Genomic DNA, 19,492 nt, shown 5'->3' on the forward strand with positions numbered 1-19,492 from the left:
ATGGCCACCGAACCGATCCAGGAAGAGCCCACCATCGGGCGCCTGATCAACGACGCGTCCAAGGACCTCTCCCTGCTCATCCGCAAGGAGATCGAGCTGGCGAAGTCAGAGCTCAAGGTCAGCGTGACCGCCGGCGGCATCGGCGCGGCCCTCATCGGGGTCGCGGTGTTCCTGCTGCTGCTCGGCGTGATCATGCTGTCGGTGGCGATCGCCTACTTCATCCACTGGAACGGCGACGGCCTCGCGTTGCAGTGGTCCTTCCTCATCGTCTTCGGCGGCTACACGCTGCTCGCGGTGCTGCTGGTCTTGGTCGCCATCCGTAAGTTCAAGAAGGTCAAGGCTCCCGAACGTGCCATCGCCAGTGGCAAGACGATCCCGTCGGCGTTGAAGAGCAGCGGCCAGGCCGCCGCAGCCGCTGCGGCGCTCGAGCAGAGCAAGGCCTGATTCCGAGAAGTACGACGTAGGGGGTGATCGCGGGTGGCTCGCCAACCTGTGGTCGCCCAGCGGGCCGAGCAGCTGCTCGGGTCGGCGGTCGTGGCCACGGCGCCGGTCGCGGGCGGCGACGTCTGCACCGCCGTCAAGCTGCGCCTGTCCAGCGGACGTACGGCGCTGCTGAAGACCCTGCACCCTGCCCCGCCCCGCTTCTTCGAGCGTGAGGCCGCCGGGCTGGCCCGGCTCGCCGCCGCCACCCCGTCCGGTGGCGTGGCCACGCCCTCGGTGCTCGCCGTCGATGCCGAGTGCCTGATCCTGGAGTGGGTCGAGACCGGCCGTCCCGGCGCCGAGGCGGCCGGCAGGTTCGGGCGCGCGTTGGCGGCGACCCACGCCGTGACCGCTCCCTCGTTCGGCAGCGACGCCGACGGCTACATCGGTCGCCTCCCCCTGGCCAACCGCCCGCTCCCGACCTGGTCGGAGTTCTGGGTGGAGCGCCGGATCACGCCGTACCTCAAGGTCGCGCGCGACAAGGGCCTGATCGCCCCCGAGGACGCCCAGACCATCGGCCGCGCCATCGCCCGCACCTCCACGATCGTCCCCGAGGAGCCGCCCGCGCTCCTGCACGGCGACCTGTGGAACGGCAACGTGCTGTGGACCAACGACGAGCGGGTCGTGGTGATCGACCCGGCGGCGTACGCCGGACACCGCGAGGTCGACCTCGCCATGCTCGCCCTCTTCGGCCTCCCCCAGCTCCCGGCCGTGCTGGCCGCGTACGTCGAGGCGACCCCGCTCGCCGACGGCTGGGAGGACCGCGTCGCGTTCCACCAGCTCTTCCCCCTGCTGGTCCACGCCTGCCTCTTCGGTGGCCAGTACGGCGCCCGCGCCGCCCGTCTCGCCTCGCGCTACCTCTGAGGGGATCGGCCGGCACGGTCGACTGTCGGATCGTAGGGCGACACGCTGGCGCGTTGGTTGCGCGCCGCAGTGGCGACCTCTGTTGCGGGCGGTCGGTCGCGGTGGTCGCGGTAGGTGGTTGCGGTCGCCGGTTCGGCGCGGGCGCCGCGGAGGTGCTCGCTGTGGTTGCGCGCCGAGAAGAACGATCGAAGGAAGTCGGTCGCGTTCGGCCTAGGGCCGTCGGTGGAACCGCCAGGCTCCGGTGGGTGTGAGGTCGTGAGCCATCCGGGGGTCGTGGACGACGTGGTGATGGTGACTGCAGAGGAGCACGCCGTCGGCGAGGTCGGTCTTCCCGCCGGCTGACCATGGATGTGAATGATGTGCTTCGCACCAGGTGGCGGGGATCGAGCAGCCCTCGGCGCGGCATTGCTTGTCGCGGAGGCGGAGGGCCTTGTGCTGGGCCGGTGAGTAGAGGCGTCGTGCTCGGCCGAGGTCGAGGATCTCGCCCTTGCCGCCGAGGACCACGGGGATGATCTTCGCGGTACAGGCCAGGCGCCGGGCCTCCGAAGCGGTGATGCGGAGGTCGCCGTCGAGGCTCCCGTTGATCGTGCCGGTGGCCAGCTCCGAGCGGAGGGCGTCAAGACTGATGGTGACCACGACGGTGGTGGTGTCGCCGCCGTGGTCGGGCAGCTTGCTCGGGTCGAGGTGCTCAAGCAGAGAGCAGAACGCCTGGCCGAGTCGGTTGTTCCGTGGGATGCGTTCGCCGGTCGAGACCCTGGGCGAGGAGAACGCGTCGAGGTAGGTCTCGAGGCGTGCGGCGACCGCATCGGGAACTTGGCCGATGATCCGGGTGATGCCGTCGCCGAGGCGCTTGAAGCGGAGGGAGGTCTTGACCCGCGCGGAGCGTTCTTCGCGTTCGAGTGCCTTCGCGTCTGCTTCATCGGCGATCTCGGGCGCGACCACGGCAAGGATCCGTTCGCCCAGGGTCCGCAGCTCACGCGGCCCGAACTGACCGGCGAGCTCCACGAGGTGCTTCTCGGCACGGCGCCGGGTGACCTGGTCGATCTCGGGTGGGAGCTTCTCCAACGCCGCGACGATCACCTGCGCCTGCGCACGATTCACGAAACCTTCGCGCATCGCGACACCGATCTGTCGCCACCGCTCGTCGATCGCTCCGGCCAGCTTGAGCTCGCCGTGGCAGGTCCGCGGGTCGAGGTGCGCCTCATGGGCCAGCCACTGACCAACATCCTTCGCACCGCTGTCCTGCGCCAGGTCGCCCGACGCGGCGAGGACCCGCATCTCGAGCTCGTCGACCTGGGCCCTCAACGCCGCGACCTCGACCAGCGCAGCAGCCTTGTCAGCCGGCTTCATGTACACCGGCAGAACCTCACCGACCCCGCTGATCGACCGGCGCGCGGCCTCCACGGCCGCCAGGAGCGGGTGGTCGCGAGTGGGTGAGGCCGACATACCAGAGTCCTCCCCTGATCCCCGGGGCTTTAAACATTTATAGACGATATTTTTCGGTTGATTTCGAGGTTTTTCGAACACGACAGCGACAACCTCGCGGGCGGCCGCGTCAGCGGCGGCGCGAGCGAAGCGAGCCGCCGCCCATCCGCGCCGCAAGCCGTCCGTCAGGGTCCCGCGGTCAAGGACGCCGAAGGCGCCGCGGAGCGGGCCGAGCGAAGCGAGGATCCTTGACGGCGGGAGACGGACGGCTAAGCGCGGCCGCCAGTCGAGCACGCGGAACATCACCGGAGACCGCACCAGCCACGGAGTTGGTTTCGATACGCCCTCGGCTAGCGCCTCGGGCTACTCAACCAACGGAGGACCGGGCGCTCGCGGCTGCTCAACCAACGGAGACGCGGGCGTTCGCGGCTACTCAACCAACGAGGGACGGGCTCGACCAACAGCGGAACCACCTCTCAGCACCACCTCAGCCCGATCCGCAACAATGGCAGGCGTGTCCCTGAACAGCCCGACGCCGCAGGCGAAGGTCCTCGTCGTCGACGACGACCGTGCGGTGCGCGAGAGCCTGCGCCGGAGCCTGGAGTTCAACGGCTACAGCGTGCACCTGGCCGAGGACGGCACCCAGGCACTGGCCCTCATCGGGAGCCTGCACCCTGACGTCGTGGTGATGGACGTGATGATGCCGCGGCTCGACGGGCTGGAGACGACCCGCGCGCTGAGGGCGGCGGGGAACGACGTACCGGTCTTGGTCCTCACGGCCCGCGACGCGGTGGGTGAACGGGTCGAGGGCCTGGACGCAGGGGCCGACGACTACCTCACCAAGCCGTTCGCGCTGCAGGAGCTGCTCGCCCGGCTCAGGGCACTGCTCCGCCGCGCCACCCCGATCGGCGACTCCGACGACGAGGAGGTCGTCACCTTCGGCGACGTCACCATGAACGTGACGACCCGCGAGGTGACGCGCGGCAGCCGCCGCATCGAGCTCACCCGCACCGAGTTCAGCCTGCTGGAGGTGTTCCTCCGGCGGCCGCGGCGCGTACTCGACCGCGGCTTCATCCTCGAGGAGGTCTGGGGCTACGACTTCCCGACGACCGCCAACTCCCTCGAGGTGTACGTCGGCTACCTCCGCCGCAAGACCGAGGCCGAGGGCGAGTCGCGGCTGATCCACACCGTTCGTGGCATCGGCTACGTCCTCAGGGCCGAGTAGCCCGGGCCGATGACGACCCCCTGGCCGCTCGCGATCGCTCCCGGAACGGGCGGTCGCTGGCACTACCGTCGCTCCCTGGCGAGCCGCGTCATCCTGCTCGTCTCGATGGCGGTCGGCATCGCGGTCGGGCTCGTCGCGGCCGGCGCGTACCTGACCGCGCGCGTGCAGATGCAGCAGGACCTCGACCGCTCGCTCACCGAGCGCGCCGAGTACGCCGCCAACGTCACCTCCCTGTACGGCGCCCAGGGTGCTGGCCTGTCCCCGTGGGAGATCGGCGCGGCCGACGTACGCCTCGCGCTGGTCAGCGCGGACGGCACCGAGGTCGTCCTCGACGGCGGCCCGACGATCCCGCTGACGCGTGCCGATCTCGCGGTCGCGCGGGGCGAGCGGCACAGCAAGCCGCACACCGTGGTGATCGCCGACCAGCGCTTCCGGATGATCACCGTCGCGACCACCGACGACAACGGTGCGACCGGTGTCGCCGTGATCCTCGCGCAGCCCCTGGCGACCCAGGACCACGTCCTGTCCCGGCTCGGCTGGGTCACCCTCGCCTTCGGCCTGGTCGGCGTTCTGGGCGCCGCGTTCGCGGGCTGGCTGGTGGCGACCAACGGCCTGCGTCCCGTACGCCGCCTCTCCGCCGCGGTCGAGCGCGTGGCGCGGACCGAGGACTTCACGCCCCTGCCCGTCGAGGGTGACGACGAGGTCGCGCGCCTGGCCACGGCGTTCAACCACATGCTCACCGCGCTCGACGCGAGCCGGGTCCGGCAGCGCCAGCTGGTCGCCGACGCCGGTCACGAGCTGCGCACGCCCTTGACCGCGCTGCGCACCAACATCGACCTGCTGACCATGGTCGCCAACGACCCCGAGGCGCTGCCCGAGCAGGCCCGCACCGAGCTGCTCGACGACGTACGCGCCCAGATCGAGGAGCTCACCACCCTCATCGGCGACCTCACCGAGCTGGCCCGCGACGAGCCGGTCAAGCTCCAGGTGGAGCCGGTCGACCTGCCGGCCGTCGTCGAGCACGCCGTGCAGCGCGTACGTCGCCGCGCCCCCTCGATCACCTTCGAGATGTTCACCCGCCCGTGGTGGGTCGAGGGCGAGGCGGCAGAGTTGGAGCGCGCGGTGACCAACCTGCTCGACAACGCCGCGAAGTGGAGCCCGGAGGGAGGTCAGGTGACTGTGCGACTCAGCGACGGCGTGCTCACCGTCGACGACCAGGGCCCGGGCATCGCCGAGGCCGACCGGACCCAGGTCTTCGACCGCTTCTGGCGCTCCGCGGACGCCCGCACCATGCCCGGCTCCGGTCTGGGCCTCAGCATCGTGCGGCAGGTCGCCGTACGTCATGGCGGCACCGTCGTCGCCACCGAGAACTCCACCGGAGGCGCCCGCCTGGTCCTCCGCCTGCCCGGACGGGAGCACCATGTCTGACACCCACCGCCCTCTTCGCACGCGCTGGGTGGCCGCGGCCGCCGCGCTCCCGCTCACCCTGACCCTCGCGGCCTGCGGGTCCGATGGCGGCGACGCCTCGGCCCGCCCGACCTTCCCGACCCAGGCGCCCGCGCTGTGGAACCCGTGCGACGCGCTCGACGCGGCGATGATCGACAAGGCTTTCGGCGCGCACGTGAAGGAGGCGGACGGTACGCCGACCGCGCCCGACTGCCGCTTCGTGCCGGTCGACCCGAAGGCCGGCGACCCGGCGCTGAACGCGAACTACCAGCTCACCCCGCTGGACCTGGACACCTACTGGAAGCACATGGGCATCGGGAAGGCCAAGGTCCGATCGCCGAAGATCGCGCTGGCCGACGGCGCCAAGATCGTGGTCGACGAGCGGAAGAGCCAGCTCTACGTCAGCGGCTTCGTGCAGAACGGCGACCTGTTCCAGGTGATCAACCTGGTCGACCCGGCGCCGTACGACAAGGCACGTGCGATCACCGGCATCCAGGCCGTCCTGACGGCCCTGTCGAAGCGGGCGGACAAGGCCGGCGCCGGGGTCTCCCCGTCGGCGACGCCTACGACAGGGAGCTGAGCGCGGCCAGGACGCGGTCGGCCTTCCACTGCGTCTCGGCGTACTCCTCCGCAGGGTCGCTGGCGACGGTGATCCCGCCGCCCGTGCCGACGCGGTAGGTCCGGGTCCCGGAGCCCACCGTGGGGCCGCCGGTCATCAGGCTGCGGATGACGACGCCGAGGTCGGCGCGGCCATCGCCGGAGATCCAGCCGAACGCGCCGGAGTAGGCGCCGCGCGGCGTGGCCTCGACGGCGTCGATGATCCGCATCGTGCGCAGCTTGGGGGCGCCGGTCATCGAGCCGGCGGGGAACAGCGCCCTGAGTGCTTCGACCGTCGAGACGTCGTCGCGCAGGCGCCCGCGCACCGTCGAGACGAGCTGGTGCACGCCGGTGTAGGACTCGACCTCCATCAGCCCCGGGACGGTCACCGAGCCCGGCTCGGAGACCATGCCGACGTCGTTGCGCAGCAGGTCGGTGATCATCAGGTTCTCGGCGCGGAACTTCGGATCTGTCGCCAGGTGGCGCCGGGCCTCCTCGTCCGCCTCGGGGGTGGCCCCGCGGGGCGTGGTGCCCTTGATCGGCTTGGTCTCGATCGTCCGCTCGGCGTCGATGAGCGCGTACCGCTCCGGGCTCGAGCTCAGCAGCCACGCCTCGGCACCCGGCACGGCGTGCTGGAGGAAGCCGGCGTACGGCGCCGGGTTGAGCTCGCGCAGCCGGAGATAGGCGGTCGCCGGGTCGATGTCGCTCTCCACCGTGAGGCGGTGGGTCAGGTTCACCTCGTAGGAGTTGCCGGCGTGCAGCTCGTCCTGGACGCGGGCGAAGGCGGCGGCGTAGTCGGGCGGGGTCGGGTAGGAATCACCGGTTAACCGGTGATTCCTGAACTTCCACCCCGATGCATTGCCCTGGAAGTTCAGGAACTGATGAGAGCTGGTGACGGGTGGGGCTGGATGGGTGAACTCGCGGAGGTGCGAGGGGCGCATCCAGACAGCGTCGGGGAGGTCGGGGTCCGGTACGCCGGCGAGGTCGGGGCGGGCGGCGTACCCGAAGTAGCCGAACCACTGGGCCGATGCCGGTCCGGCCGCGAGCTCGGCCTCGAGCACCACGAACGGGTCGTCGCCGACCACCTCGGAGCCGCCGCCGACGTGGCGCGTCACCTCGCGACGAGCCGCCGAGTAGGACAGCGACACGTCCGACGGCTCCAGCCAGCCGAGGATCGAGCGGCCCCTCGACCAGTCGCGCGCGCCGCCGCCGTCGAGCCAGATGCAGCGGGCGTGGGCGGCCTGGACGGCGCGGAACGCCTCCACCGGGTCGCCGTACGTCGTCATCGGGAACCCGCCAGGAAGCTCGCGATCATCTGCGCGCCGTGCTCGGAGAGGATCGACTCGGGGTGGAACTGGACGCCCTCGATCGGCAGGTCGCGGTGGCGCACTCCCATCATCACGTCCCCGGCCCACGCGGTCGCGACGAGCTCGTCGGGCAGCGAGACCGCCGCCAGCGAGTGGTAGCGGACGACCTCCAGCGGCGATGGCAGCGCCGAGAACACACCGCGCCCGTCGTGCCGGACGGCCGCCACCTCGCCGTGCGCGGGCGCGACGCGCTCGACGCGCCCGCCGTACGTCGTCACGATGCCCTGCATCCCCAGGCAGACCCCGAGCACCGGCAGACCCAGCGAGAGCAGCGACCAGTCGTACTCGTCGGGGTGGCCGGGCCCGGGCGACAGCACGACGTGGGAGTACGCCGAGAGGTCGGCGGCGTCGTCGCACGACACCACCTCGGGCAGCACCCCGGTCACCGCGGCGACGAGGTGGACCAGGTTCCACGTGTAGGAGTCGTGGTGGTCCACCACCACGACGTCAGGCGGGTGCGCCACCCAGCAGCACCCCGGAGACCAGGTCGTGCACGATGCCGAAGCCGCGCTCGGTCAGGATCGACTCGGCGTGGAACTGCACGCCGCGGAAGTGCGGCCCACCGACGGCGTTGACGTCGCCGGAGACCTTGTCGGTCTCGACCCAGACACCCGTCGGCAGCACGGTCGTGGAGTCCGGCCGGCCGACGAAGGTGTTGTAGAAGCCGACCCGCTCAGGACGCCCGTCGAAGAGCACCTCGGCCTGGGTGCCCTGGAAGACGATGTCCTTGAACGCCAGCGGGATGCCGAGCGAGTGGCACAGGGCCTGGTGGCCGAGGCACACCGCGAGGAACGGCTTCTCCGTCTCGCGCAGCTCGGCGACGGCGGCACGCAGCTGCGCCATCTTCGGGTCGGCGTCGTCGCGCGGGTCGCCGGGCCCGGGGCCGACGATGACCAGGTCGGCGCCGTCGAAGCAGCCGCGGACGTAGTCCTCGTGGCGTACGACGGAGGAGCTGATGCCCATGCGCATGAGCATGTGTCGCAGCATGTTCACGAAGTCGTCCTCGCCGTCGAGGATGACCGCCTTCTTGCCGATCAGCCGCGGGTCGACCGGCGAGCCGGCCTGGTCGGCGAGCCAGAAGTGGGACAGCCGGCGGTTGCGCGAGTTGAGCTCGATCAGCACGTCCTCGTCGGCCACGAGCTGCGCCACGTCCACGTCGGCCACGGGCGCGGCCGGGACGAGGCCGAAGGCGGAGAGGATGCCGCCGGCCTTGGCGTGGGTCTCGGCGACCTCGTACTCCGGCGACGAGTCGCGCACCAGCGTCGCGCCGGCGGTCACCTTCAGCGATCCGTCGAGGGAGACGTCGGCGGTGCGGATGATGATCGGGCTGTCGAGGACCTGCTCGCCGGACTCGTCACGGCCGAACAGCGCGAGGGCGGAGGCGTAGTAGCCGCGACCCTCGGGCTCGTAGGCCTTGATCAGCCGGCAGGCGTTCTCGACGGGCGACCCGGTCACCGTGGCGGCGTACATCGTGTCCCGCAGGACCTCGCGCACGTCCTTGGACGTGCGGCCGGCGAGGAGGTACTCGGTGTGGATCAGGTGGGTCATCGGCTTGAGGAACGGGCCGAGCACCTGGCCGCCCTCGTTGCAGATGTCGCACATCATCTTGAGCTCTTCGTCGACGACCATGAAGAGCTCGTAGATCTCCTTCTCGTCGCGCAGGAAGTCGCGCATCCGCGCCTCGATCCCGCGGGTCTCACCGGCCGGCGCGCGCAGGTGGAACGTGCCCGAGATCGGGTTCATGCGTACGTCGCCCCCGTGGACCGAGACGTGCCGCTCGGGCGATGCGCCGATCAGGAAGCGGTCGCCGGTGAAGAAGACGTAGGTCCAGTAGGCGCCACGCTCGCGCTCGAGCAGGCGCCGGAAGACGGTCAGCGCCTTGGCGGCGCTCCAGTCGGCGACCTCGGCACGGAAGGTGCGGCCGATGACGAGGTTCGCGCCCTCGCCCTGACCGATCTCCTCGTCGATGATCTGGCGGACGACCTTGGCATAGGACTCGTCGTCGAGGTCGAAGCCGCCACGGTCGGTGAACCCGACCTCCTCCGGCGCGATGGCCTCGATGACGTCGGCCACGGAGAACTCGTGCTCCTCGGCCACGTCGACGACCACCAGCGGGGTGCCGTCGTCGTGGGCCTCGAAGCCGCGCTCGGCGATCTGCCGGAACGGCACCGCGACGAGGCGGTCCGCGACGTGCCCGTCACCCGGGACCCCCTCCGAGAGGGGGATGTCCATGATCGAGTCGACGACGCTGCGCGAGCCACCGATGACGCCCACGGTGTCCCTCTCACCGGCCCGCGTGGACCGCCGGATGATCGCCCACGCCTCGTGCCCCTGGATCGCGGCGATGGCGTCCCGGGCGGTGAGGGTGGCGTCAGTCATGGGCGAAGCCTATTGCGGGGCCTGTTCGAGGGGATTCGACCCGGCACGGATCGCGAGATACCGTCGTTGACCATGTTCTCGGCACACCCGCCCCAGACCAACGGGACCCGCGCACCGAAGTCTCTTCGCGCCGCGTTCGTCCTCCTCCTCGCGACCGTTCTGGCCACCGCCGGGATCGCCGCGTCGGAGTCCGCCGTGCCCGGCCCGATCCACGCCGGCAACACCTACGGCTGGTACCACCACAACAACGTGTGGCGCCAGGAGTTCGTCGGCGGGCTGCCCAGCTTCTGGCACCGCCACGGCCGCGGCACCGTCCGCACCCAGCACGGCATGATCACGCTGGAGACCAGCCACGGCACCCTGAGCGCCACGCTCACCGGGCACGCCCACCGCTACGGTCGCTGGGAGGTGCGCCTGCGCTCGCGGCGCTACGAGGAGAAGTACACCAACTACAAGGTCGCCACCGAGCTGATCCCGGCCCGTGCGGCCGGCTACCACTGCGGCGCGCAGAACATCGGCCTGGAGAACTACCGCCTCGGCACCCGCCGTGCCCACCTCTACACGCGGACCCTGCCGAACCTGGAGTTCGCGGCGAAGCACCGCATGCACCTGCGCAACGACCAGTGGCACACCTTCGCGGTCGAGGTCACCAAGAGCCACATCTCCTGGTTCATCGACGCGCACGTCGTCCGCACCGAGCGTCGCGACGCCGCCCTGTCCGGCAAGCTGATGACCTTCCGGTTCTCGCTGATCGGCACCCCCGGCAAGCGGATGAACCACTCGCGCCTGCAGGCCGACTGGATGCGCTACTGGACCTACAACCGGCCCAGCACCAAGTCGATCAAGGCCCCGCAGCTCGTCCGCGGCACCTACGACAAGGCCTGCTGAGAACACCTCAGACGCACAACGGCCCGCCTGTCCTCGGACAGGCGGGCCGTTTCGTCGTACGACGAAGCGCGGGATCGATCAGGCCGGGGCCTGCATGGTCCGGCTGATGATCTCCTTCATGATCTCGCTGGTGCCGCCGTAGATCTGCGAGATGCGCAGGTCGGCCCAGGCGCGGGCGATCGGGTACTCGTTCATGTAGCCGTAGCCGCCGTGCAGCTGCAGGCACTTGTCGGCGACCTCCTGGGCCTTCTCCGAGCAGTGCAGCTTGGCCATCGCCACGGTCGGGATGTCGAGCTGACCCTCGAGGTGCAGCTGGAGGCACTCGTCGACGAACGAGCGCGCGACGCGGGCCTCGGTGGCGCACTCGGCCAGCTTGAACTTGGTGTTCTGGAAGCCCCAGATCGGGCGACCGAACGCCTGGCGGTCGTGGACGTAGCGCAGGGTCTCGTCGACCATGAACTCCATCGCGGCGACGTTGGAGACGGCGATGATGAGCCGCTCCTGGGGCAGCTGGGTCATCAGCTGGATGAAGCCCTCGCCCTCGTTGGCGCCGAGCAGGTTGCCGACCGGGACGCGCACGTCCTCGTAGACGAGCTCAGCAGTGTCCTGGCCCTTCATGCCGACCTTGTCGAGGGTCTTGCCGCGGGAGAAGCCCGCCGCCTTGGTGTCGACCACGATCAGGGAGATGCCGGCAGCGGCCTCCTCCGGGTTGGTCTTGGCGACCGTGACCACCATGTCGGCCTGCCGGCCGTTGGTGATGAAGATCTTCGAGCCGTTGATGACGTACTCGTCGCCCTCGCGGATCGCCTTGGTCTTGACGCTCTGGAGGTCCGAGCCGGTACCGGGCTCGGTCATCGCGATGGCCGCGACGACCTCGCCGGAGGCCATCTTCGGCAGCCACTCCTGCTTGACCTCCTCCGAGCCGTAGGCCAGGAGGTAGTGGGCCACGATGCCGTTGTGCAGGCTCACGCCCCACGACGAGTCGCCGACGCGGGCCTGCTCCTCGATGAGGATCGCCTCGTGGGCGAACGTGCCGCCACCGCCGCCGTACTCCTCGGGGATGGACAGGCACAGCAGGCCCTGCGCGCCCGCCTTGTTCCAGAGGTCGCGGTCGACCTCCTTCTGCTCGATGTACTTCTCGACGTTCGGCCGGACCTCCTTCTCCATGAAGGTGCGGCACATGGCGCGGAAGTCGTCGAGGTCCTGGTTCATCCAGGGCTGGCGGCGTGCGGGCACGGTGTTCCTCCGAAGCTAGGGGGTGGACCGCTACAGCGTGTAGCGGTCGAAGCTGGGGACAGCGTAGCAACCGTGACAGCAGAACTGTCACGGTTGCCCGCGAATCTCGCTCAGGAGACCGTCGTGAGCAGCTGGGTGGCGCGGGTGAGCACGACGTACAGCGTGGCGCGGCCGGTGGCCGACTCGTCCTCGATCTCCTGCGGCCGGACCACGACGATCGCGTCGAACTCCAGGCCCTTGGTGTCGAGGCCGGTCAGCACCACGACCCGGTCGGTGCCGCTCGGCGTGGTGTGGGCGTCGCGCGCCGAGGCCGCAGCGCTCGGGGCGTCCTCGGCGAGCTCGGGCCACGAGGCCAGCCAGCCGTTGACCTCGCTGCGCCGGGCGACCGGCACGACGATGCCGACGGTGCCGGAGACCCGCCCGGCCAGCTCGGCCACGGCGGCCCGGGTGGCGGCCTCCAGGTCGTCGACCGGACCGACCCGAACCGGCTCCTCGCCGGTACGCCGGACCGCGTCGGGCAGGTCGGCGTCGAGGCCGACCCGCTCGGCGTACGCCGCGGCGAAGGCGTAGATCTCCGCGCTGTTGCGGTAGTTGGTGGAGAGGTGGAAGCCGTGCACGGCCTTGCCCTCGAGCACCTTGGCGCGGGCGGCCTCGGCCTCGGCGCGCACCGGCCACGATGACTGGGCCGGGTCGCCGACGATGGTCCAGGTCGCCGTACGTCCGCGGCGGCCGACCATCCGCCACTGCATCGGGCTCAGGTCCTGGGCCTCGTCGATGAGGACGTGGGAGTAGGGGTCGTCGTCGATGCCGTACGTCGGCGCGACCCAGCCACCCGGTCCGGCGAACTCGCGGTCGGAGGCCGTCATCAGCTCGTCGCGATCACTGGCCTTGAGCAGGTCGGCGTACCCGTCGTCGTCGACCTTGCGCTGCGGCTTGTCACCGAGGAGGTAGCGCAGCTCGTCGAGCAGCGGGACGTCCTCGATCGAGAGCTGGCCGTCGATCTTGGCCGAGGGGTCGAAGTGGGCCCACGACTTGGCGAGCAGGCGCTGCTCGTCGGGGCTGAGCAGGCCGTCGGAGATGCGGGCGACCAGCTCGGGGTCGCGCAGCCAGCAGAGCACCGTCGGCGCGTCCAGCGGCGGCCACCAGGCCGCCGAGAACTCCAGGAAGCCGTCGTTGCCGAGCAGCTCCTCGTTGAACGCCTCGCGGCCCAGGTCGCGGCCGCGCTGGGAGCGGACCTGGCGCCAGAGCTGGTCGAGCAGGGCGTGCGAGACGCGGGGCAGCTGCTTGTTGCGCAGGCCCTGGCCCATCAGGCTGCGCCGGATCTGGCCGAGCCGGCCGCGGTCCAGCAGCAGCCGGTCGTCGCGGTAGTAGAACCGGAACTCCTCCGGCGAGCCCGGCGCCTGCTGGCGCGCGAGGCGGCGTACGAGCTCGGCCATCCGGTCCGAGCCCTTGATGTCGGCGACCGCGGGGTCGTCGTGGCGGGTCGTGCGGACGTCGGACACGACCTCGCCGAGGGACCGCAGCGCCACGGCGGTCTCACCGAGCGAGGGGAGGACGCGCTCGATGTAGCGCATGAAGACGCCCGACGGGCCGACCACGAGCACGCCGCCGCGCTCGTAGCGCTGGCGGTCGGTGTAGAGGAGGTACGCCGCGCGGTGCAGTGCCACGACGGTCTTGCCGGTGCCCGGGCCGCCCGAGATCGAGACGACGCCCTTGGCGGGTGCGCGGATCGCCTTGTCCTGCTCGGCCTGGATGGTGGCGACGATGGAGTGCATGGAGCGGTCGCGAGCGCGGGAGAGCTGCGCCATCAGCGCGCCCTCGCCGATGATCGGCAGCTCACGACCGTTGGCCTCGGCCTGCTCGTGGGCCTCGGCGTCGAGCAGCTCGTCCTCGACACCGACGACCTTGCGGCCGCCGCTGCGCAGCACTCGGCGGCGGATCACGCCGTGCGGGGTCGCGGCCGTGGCCTGGTAGAAGACCGCGGCGGCCGGGGCGCGCCAGTCGATGAGCAGCGACTCCCGGTCGTCGTCGCGCAGCCCGATGCGGCCGACGTACCTCGGCTGCTTGTCGATGTCGTCGGTCAGGTCGAGGCGCCCGAAGACCAGGCCCTCGTGGGCGGCGTCGAGCTGGGCGATCCGCTTGGCGGCCTGGAAGACCATGGCGTCGCGCTCGACGAGGCCACCCTCGTGGCCGAGCTTGCCGCGCTGGTGGCCCTCCTCGGCCAGGTCCTGCGCGGCCTTGCCGGCGATCTCCATCTGACGGTAGACGCGGTCGACGAACGCCTGCTCCGTCGCGACCTCGCGCGTCTCCTGCTGCTCCGACAACGCTGCTCCCCTGCTGTCCTGGCTGTTGATGCCGGCCCCGAAAAGGCAGGCACCCAACTTTACAGGCGGGAGCGGCCAGTCACTTCTTCCGCGACAGGAAGGCGAGCATCGCCTCCCGCGCCGCGTCGGAGGCGAACAGCCTCCCCGACAGCGCCCCGAGCTCGCCCGCGCGGGCGTCGATGTCGGCAACCATCGCGGCGTTGAGCAGCGCCTTGGTCTCGCGCAGTCCCTGGGCGGCGCCCGTGCCGAGGCGCTCGACGACGGCCTCGACGGCCTCGTCCAGCTCGGCGGCGGGGACGGCGAGGCTGACCAGGCCGTACGCCGCGGCGTCGGCCCCGCTGAACACCTCACCGCCGAGCGCGGCCATCTGGGCGGCGCGCTGGGTGAGCCGCGGGAAGACCGTGAGCGAGATGATCGCCGGCGTCAGGCCGAGCTTGACCTCGGTCAGGGCGAAGGTGGCGTCCTCGGCGACGATCGCGACGTCCGAGGCCGCGACGATGCCGATGCCGCCGGCGCGGGCCGCGCCCTGGACGACGGTGACGACCGGCTGGGCCAGGGTGAGGATCAGGCGCTGCAGGCGGGCGATCGCGGCGAGGCCCTCCTCGAGCGGAACGGTGCTGGCCTCGGAGAGGTCGGCGCCGGAGCAGAACACACGTCCGCTCGACCTGAGGATGACGACCTTCGCGTCCTCCCGACCGTCGATCGCCTCGAGGTGGCCGAGCAGCTCGGTGACCAGCTGCTTGGACAGCGCGTTGCGGTTCGCCGGGCTGTCGAGGGTGATCGTCGCGACGCCGTCGGCGACGTCGAGGTGGACGAGCTCGGTGGTCGTGTCAGTCATGCGCGCCATCCTGCCTCACGCCGGTCCTGCAGGTTTCCCAAGGGATGCAGCCGAAACTGCACTCCCCAAGCGTTGCAACCATGGGGAAGCGCAGGTTTCCCTGCATCCCTTGGGAAACCTGCAGGACCGAGCCTCAGTCCTCGACGTGGATGGGCTGCTTGGGGAGCTTCTTGACCCGGGTACGCCGCTTGGGGCGGGCCGGGATCATCGAGCGCATCTCCTCGAGCTTGCCGAAGCAGAGGAGTCGGTCCTCGGCGGCGAGGACGTGGCGGGGGAACGGGTTCGGGATGACCTGGGTGCCGCGGTGGAGCGTGAGGACGGTGATGTCCTTCTCGCGCAGGCCGGACTCGCCGAGGGTCTTGCCGACGAACGCACCGTCGCCGTGGACGACGATCTCGGCGACGCCGTAGCCGGTGGAGACGGCCAGGCGCTCGCGGACGTCGATCTGCGGGAAGGCGACCTGGTTGTCGATGTAGTCGATGATCGCGCCGGCGACGTCGAGGTTGGTCGCGGTCTCGATGCCCTCCAGGCCCGGGGAGGAGTTGACCTCCATGACCAGCGGGCCGTCGTCGCCCTCGAGCATGTCGACGCCGGCGACCTTCAGGCCCATGATCTGGGCGGCGCGGACCGCCGTACGCTCGAACTCGGGGTCGAGCTCGACCTTCTCCACCGAGCCGCCGCGGTGGACGTTGGAGCGGAACTCGTCGCCCTTCGCCGTACGTCGCATCGCCGCGACCACCCGGTCACCCACGACCAGCGCGCGGATGTCGCGGCCCTTGGACTCCTTGATGAAGCTCTGGATCAGGACGTTCTGACGGGTCGACTGCAGCGTCTCGACGATCGCCTCGGCGACCTTGAGGCCGGGCGCCAGGATGACGCCGATGCCCTGGGTGCCCTCGAGGAGCTTGATCACCACGGGCGCGCCACCGACCTGCTCGATCGCCGGGATCACGCCGGCCCGGTCCTGCACGAACATCGTGGGCGGCATGTCGATGTTGTGCCGGCTGAGGATCTGGAACGCCCGGAGCTTGTCGCGGGAGTTGGTGATGCCGGACGCGGTGTTCGGGGTGTAGACGTCCATCTGCTCGAACTGCCGCACGACGGCGGTGCCGAAGTAGGTGATCGAGTTGCCGATCCGCGGCAGCACGGCGTCGTAGTCCGAGAGCGGCTGGCCGCGGAACGTCAGGTCCGGGAGGTCGTTCGACAGGTCGATGCCGAAGCGCAGGGTGTTGAGGACCTTGACCTCGTGCCCGCGATCGAGCGCGGCCGTCCGCAGACGCTGGGTGCTGTAGGAACGGGGTGCGCGGGAGAGGATCGCGAGTTTCATGGGGGTGAAATTTCCGACCTGATTGGATGGTGGCGTGGCCAAGGATGCGAAGGACCCGAAGCGGGCGACCCATCCCGTGACCCATTCAATCAGGCCCTCGGTGACCGCCGGCTGGCGAGAGTGGGTCGGTCTGCCGGACCTCGGTGTCGAGCACATCAAGGCCAAGCTGGACACCGGTGCCCGCACCTCAGCGCTGCACGCGTTCGACGTCGAGGAGTTCACCCGCGACGGCGCCGCGTGGGTCCGGTTCTCGATCCATCCGTGGCAGCGCAGCGCCGAGGACTCCCAGCGCGTCGAGCTGCCGGTCCACGACCGCCGACAGGTCCGCAGCAGCACGGGCCACGAGCAGGAGAGGTACGTCGTCCTGATGCGACTGCAGATCCACGGCGCCGACGTCGTGTCCGAGGTGACGCTCACCCGGCGCGACTCGATGGGCTTCCGGCTCCTCATCGGCCGTGAGGCGTTGCGCCAGGGGTTCCTCGTGCACTCGGGCCGCAGCTATCTCGGCGGTCGTCCGCCCAAGCAGGTACGCCGCCGCAACCGCGGCGTCGCCGAGAGGAGCACCCCCCGTGGCGCGTGAGTCGTTCGCGATCGGCAACGTCCGGGTCCGGGCCGGCTCGACCAAGGAGGTGGAGCTGCCGATCAGCAAGATGGTCACCGGCGGCGACGCGACCCTCCCGGTCCGGGTCATCCACGGCCGCGCGCCGGGCCCGGTGATCTGGATCAGCGCGGCGATCCACGGCGACGAGGTCCTCGGCGTCGAGATCATCCGCCAGGTGACGGCCACCCTGAAGGCCAAGGATGTGCGCGGCACGATCCTCGCCGTACCCGTCGTCAACGTCTTCGGCTTCCTCGCCGGCGACCGCTACCTGCCCGACCGCCGCGACCTGAACCGCTCCTTCCCCGGCTCCACGCGCGGGTCGCTGGCCAGCCGGATCGCGCACCTGTTCATGACCGAGGTCGTCCGCAAGTGCGAGCTCGGCATCGACCTCCACACCGCCGCCGACCGCCGCAACAACCTCCCGCAGATCCGCGCCGACCTCGACGACCCCCGCACCAGCGAGCTGGCCGAGGCGTTCGGCGCACCGGTCAAGCTGCACGCCAAGCTGCGCGACGGCTCGCTGCGGCAGGCCGCGCTCGAGGCCGGTGCTCGGGTGCTGCTCTACGAGGCCGGCGAGATCCTGCGCTTCGACGAGGCGCCGATCGCGGTCGGCGTCACCGGCGTACGCCGCGTCCTGGAGACCCTGGACATGATCGACCCGCCCGCCGAGCCGCTGCCGACGCCGGTGGTCGTCGAGTCGCGCGAGAGCGGCTGGGTGCGGGCACGCAGCACCGGCATCCTGCACCTCGAGGTGCACCTGGGCGACTGGGTCGAGGAGGGGCGCCGGATCGGCGGTCTGTCCGACACGTTCGGACGCCGCGTGCGGCTGGTCCACGCCGACCGCTCGGGCATCGTCATCGGGCTGACCATGGCGCCGATCGTCAACGCGGGTGACGCGCTGGTCCACATCGCCGTCGCCGACCGGCCGCTGCCGCCCGACGTCCTCACCGAGGTCGTCGAGGGCTGGGACTCATGAGCGTCGAGGAGTCCGGCGAGGAGCTGCTCCGGCTCGCCTCGGCCGACAACTTCCGCGACGTGGCGGGGCCGGGTTACGTCGGCGCGGGGAGCGCGCCGCTGCGACCGGGCGTGTTCTACCGCTCCAACGAGCTGCGCCTCTCCGGCGAGGACCTCGCGGCGCTCTCGGCACTCGGGCTGAGCGGGATCATCGACCTGCGCGCCGACCTGGAGATCGAGCGACACCCCGATCCGGAGGTGCCCGGGTCGACCTGGCGCCACTTCGACGTCATCGGCATCCCGATGGAGGAGGTCGGTGCGCTCTCGAGCCGGGCCGAGGCGGTGACGCTGATGGACCGTGTCTACTCCGGCTTCGTCGAGTCGGCGCACTCGCGAGCCGGCTTCGCGGGCGTCTTCCGTACCCTGGCCGCTGGCGGCCCCCAGGTCTTCCACTGCACGGCCGGCAAGGACCGCACCGGATGGGTCGCGGCGCTGCTGCTGCACGTGTGCGGAGTCCCGGACACCGTGATCGAGGACGACTACCTGCTCACCAACTCCCTCGGCGCGGGGTCCCGGGCACGCGTCGAGTCCGAGATCAGGACCCACCTCGGCGAGCACGGCGTGGAGATCTTCGAGCCGACGCTCGTGGCGGACCTGGAGTACCTGCACTCGGCGTACGCGTCCGTCGAGAGCCTGTACGGCGACCGGCTCACCTATCTCCGGGACGGGCTCGGGCTGGGCGACGAGGTGCTCGAGCGGCTGCGGGCGCTGCTGCTCCCGTGACGCGCGTAGCCGCCGGAACGACGTCGCCCCCGGTGCGCAGGGGCGACCGGGGGCGACGTACGGACCTTCGCGTCAGATCGAGGCGCGGTCGAGCCTCCAGATGTTCGAGCTCGAGGCCACGGGGGCGTGGGCGACGTGCTGCCAGCTGCTCCAGTAGTTGATGTAGCCGCAGGTGCCGTAGCTCCACGTCTTCTTCATCACGTCGAAGTTGAGCGAGTAGTGGTACATGTGGAGGCGGTAGCGGTAGCCGGTACCGCTGGGCACGTTCGCGGTGTAGCTCCAGACCTGAGACTTGCTCCACGTCTTGCCGACGGTGATGCCGAAGCTGGTCGACGCCTTGGCGAAGATGACACCCGCCTCCGCAGAGACGGTCGCGGTGACCGAGGCCGAGGTGGTTCCGGTCGTGTTCTTGGTGTAGTTGATGCTGCCGCCCTGGGGCCAGTAGACCCAGTCGCTCGCCAGGTTGGTCGAGTGGTAGGTCGTGGTCTTGTTGGCGAACTTGTAGATGTACTGCGCCGATGAGTCGGGCGGCGGGCAGCTGGCGTGGGCGGCGGGCGCCGCGACGCCACCGACGACGGCCAGGAGCGAGACAAGGACGGCGAGGACTGCCGACTTCACTGTGAACGAGCGCTTCATGGTTTTTCCCCTCCTCCGCCAGGTCCGTCCGAGCGGGTCAAAGAGGTATTACCCGCGCCACGAACCCGCCGAAACCTGGTGAGATCCCGCCGTGGGTGCGCACCGACCGACCACCTTCGGGC

General features: G+C 70.6%; 18 protein-coding genes. 9 read left to right on the forward strand and 9 right to left on the reverse strand.

The window, feature by feature from the left end:
- Both ACYVJ3_RS08345 and ACYVJ3_RS08350 read left to right on the forward strand, forming a co-directional pair.
- Entirely contained in the window at positions 1 to 444 is a 444-nt protein-coding gene (locus tag ACYVJ3_RS08345; RefSeq protein ID WP_460852376.1) for a phage holin family protein, read from the forward strand.
- A gap of 33 nt (positions 445 to 477) precedes the next feature.
- A complete protein-coding gene (locus ACYVJ3_RS08350; RefSeq protein WP_460852377.1) occupies positions 478 to 1,344 on the forward strand; it encodes a fructosamine kinase family protein in 867 nt (288 codons plus the stop codon).
- Positions 1,345 to 1,554: 210 nt separating this feature from the next.
- Here the strand turns inward: ACYVJ3_RS08350 and ACYVJ3_RS08355 are convergent, their stop codons facing one another.
- Positions 1,555 to 2,790 carry an HNH endonuclease signature motif containing protein gene (locus ACYVJ3_RS08355; protein WP_460852378.1) on the reverse strand — a complete coding sequence of 412 codons (1,236 nt, stop codon included), beginning with the start codon at positions 2,788 to 2,790 and terminating at the stop codon, positions 1,555 to 1,557.
- Positions 2,791 to 3,289: 499 nt separating this feature from the next.
- Between ACYVJ3_RS08355 and ACYVJ3_RS08360 the strand changes: the two genes are divergently transcribed.
- From ACYVJ3_RS08360 to ACYVJ3_RS08370, 3 genes are read left to right on the forward strand one after another with little or no spacing between them, the layout of a single operon-like run.
- Positions 3,290 to 3,994, forward strand: coding sequence for a response regulator transcription factor (locus ACYVJ3_RS08360; protein WP_460852724.1), 705 nt, complete (start codon positions 3,290 to 3,292; stop codon positions 3,992 to 3,994).
- Between the two features lie 9 nt (positions 3,995 to 4,003).
- On the forward strand, positions 4,004 to 5,422 hold the full coding sequence (locus ACYVJ3_RS08365; protein WP_460852379.1) for a sensor histidine kinase: 1,419 nt from the start codon (positions 4,004 to 4,006) through the stop codon (positions 5,420 to 5,422).
- Positions 5,415 to 6,020 carry a hypothetical protein gene (locus ACYVJ3_RS08370; RefSeq protein ID WP_460852380.1) on the forward strand — a complete coding sequence of 202 codons (606 nt, stop codon included), beginning with the start codon at positions 5,415 to 5,417 and terminating at the stop codon, positions 6,018 to 6,020. The genes ACYVJ3_RS08365 and ACYVJ3_RS08370 overlap by 8 nt, the downstream gene beginning before the upstream one ends.
- On the opposite strand, the gene ACYVJ3_RS08375 is transcribed toward ACYVJ3_RS08370, so the two are convergent.
- Genes ACYVJ3_RS08375 through ACYVJ3_RS08385 form a run of 3 tightly spaced genes read right to left on the reverse strand, consistent with a single transcriptional unit; the run spans position 6,004 to position 9,783 of the window.
- Positions 6,004 to 7,323 (reverse strand): anthranilate synthase component I family protein, encoded by a 1,320-nt coding sequence (locus ACYVJ3_RS08375; protein ID WP_460852381.1) that lies wholly within the window; start codon positions 7,321 to 7,323, stop codon positions 6,004 to 6,006. The genes ACYVJ3_RS08370 and ACYVJ3_RS08375 overlap by 17 nt on opposite strands.
- Positions 7,320 to 7,868, reverse strand: coding sequence for an anthranilate synthase component II (locus tag ACYVJ3_RS08380; protein ID WP_460852383.1), 549 nt, complete (start codon positions 7,866 to 7,868; stop codon positions 7,320 to 7,322). The genes ACYVJ3_RS08375 and ACYVJ3_RS08380 overlap by 4 nt, the downstream gene beginning before the upstream one ends.
- The gene (locus ACYVJ3_RS08385) at positions 7,852 to 9,783 is read right to left on the reverse strand and encodes an anthranilate synthase family protein (RefSeq protein WP_460852385.1); all 1,932 of its coding nucleotides are present in this window, start codon (positions 9,781 to 9,783) and stop codon (positions 7,852 to 7,854) included. Before ACYVJ3_RS08385 ends, ACYVJ3_RS08380 begins: the two co-directional genes overlap by 17 nt.
- Before the next feature lie 72 nt (positions 9,784 to 9,855).
- Here ACYVJ3_RS08385 and ACYVJ3_RS08390 point away from each other — a divergent pair, with 72 nt between their 5' ends.
- The gene (locus tag ACYVJ3_RS08390) at positions 9,856 to 10,671 is read left to right on the forward strand and encodes a LamG domain-containing protein (protein WP_460852386.1); all 816 of its coding nucleotides are present in this window, start codon (positions 9,856 to 9,858) and stop codon (positions 10,669 to 10,671) included.
- A gap of 78 nt (positions 10,672 to 10,749) precedes the next feature.
- On the opposite strand, the gene ACYVJ3_RS08395 is transcribed toward ACYVJ3_RS08390, so the two are convergent.
- The 4 genes from ACYVJ3_RS08395 to ACYVJ3_RS08410 all read right to left on the reverse strand — a co-directional run bounded on the left by ACYVJ3_RS08395 (position 10,750) and on the right by ACYVJ3_RS08410 (position 16,396).
- Entirely contained in the window at positions 10,750 to 11,907 is a 1,158-nt protein-coding gene (locus ACYVJ3_RS08395) for an acyl-CoA dehydrogenase family protein (RefSeq protein ID WP_460852387.1), read from the reverse strand.
- Between the two features lie 110 nt (positions 11,908 to 12,017).
- Entirely contained in the window at positions 12,018 to 14,231 is a 2,214-nt protein-coding gene (locus tag ACYVJ3_RS08400; RefSeq protein ID WP_460852390.1) for a HelD family protein, read from the reverse strand.
- Between the two features lie 79 nt (positions 14,232 to 14,310).
- Positions 14,311 to 15,069, reverse strand: a complete 759-nt coding sequence (locus ACYVJ3_RS08405; protein WP_460852391.1) for an enoyl-CoA hydratase-related protein — start codon at positions 15,067 to 15,069, stop codon at positions 14,311 to 14,313.
- A gap of 133 nt (positions 15,070 to 15,202) precedes the next feature.
- Positions 15,203 to 16,396, reverse strand: a complete 1,194-nt coding sequence (locus ACYVJ3_RS08410; RefSeq protein ID WP_460852392.1) for a RimK family alpha-L-glutamate ligase — start codon at positions 16,394 to 16,396, stop codon at positions 15,203 to 15,205.
- A gap of 34 nt (positions 16,397 to 16,430) precedes the next feature.
- On the opposite strand from ACYVJ3_RS08410, the gene ACYVJ3_RS08415 reads away from it, so the two are divergent.
- The 3 genes from ACYVJ3_RS08415 to ACYVJ3_RS08425 are packed head-to-tail and all read left to right on the forward strand — an operon-like array spanning position 16,431 to position 18,734.
- Positions 16,431 to 16,976, forward strand: a complete 546-nt coding sequence (locus ACYVJ3_RS08415) for an ATP-dependent zinc protease family protein (RefSeq protein ID WP_460852394.1) — start codon at positions 16,431 to 16,433, stop codon at positions 16,974 to 16,976.
- Positions 16,966 to 17,973, forward strand: coding sequence for a succinylglutamate desuccinylase/aspartoacylase family protein (locus ACYVJ3_RS08420; RefSeq protein ID WP_460852396.1), 1,008 nt, complete (start codon positions 16,966 to 16,968; stop codon positions 17,971 to 17,973). The genes ACYVJ3_RS08415 and ACYVJ3_RS08420 overlap by 11 nt, the downstream gene beginning before the upstream one ends.
- Positions 17,970 to 18,734 carry a tyrosine-protein phosphatase gene (locus ACYVJ3_RS08425; RefSeq protein ID WP_460852398.1) on the forward strand — a complete coding sequence of 255 codons (765 nt, stop codon included), beginning with the start codon at positions 17,970 to 17,972 and terminating at the stop codon, positions 18,732 to 18,734. The genes ACYVJ3_RS08420 and ACYVJ3_RS08425 overlap by 4 nt, the downstream gene beginning before the upstream one ends.
- A 72-nt stretch (positions 18,735 to 18,806) precedes the next feature.
- Here the strand turns inward: ACYVJ3_RS08425 and ACYVJ3_RS08430 are convergent, their stop codons facing one another.
- Positions 18,807 to 19,370 carry a hypothetical protein gene (locus tag ACYVJ3_RS08430; RefSeq protein ID WP_460852400.1) on the reverse strand — a complete coding sequence of 188 codons (564 nt, stop codon included), beginning with the start codon at positions 19,368 to 19,370 and terminating at the stop codon, positions 18,807 to 18,809.
- Positions 19,371 to 19,492: the final 122 nt, after the last annotated feature.

The organism is Nocardioides montaniterrae, assembly GCF_054782655.1.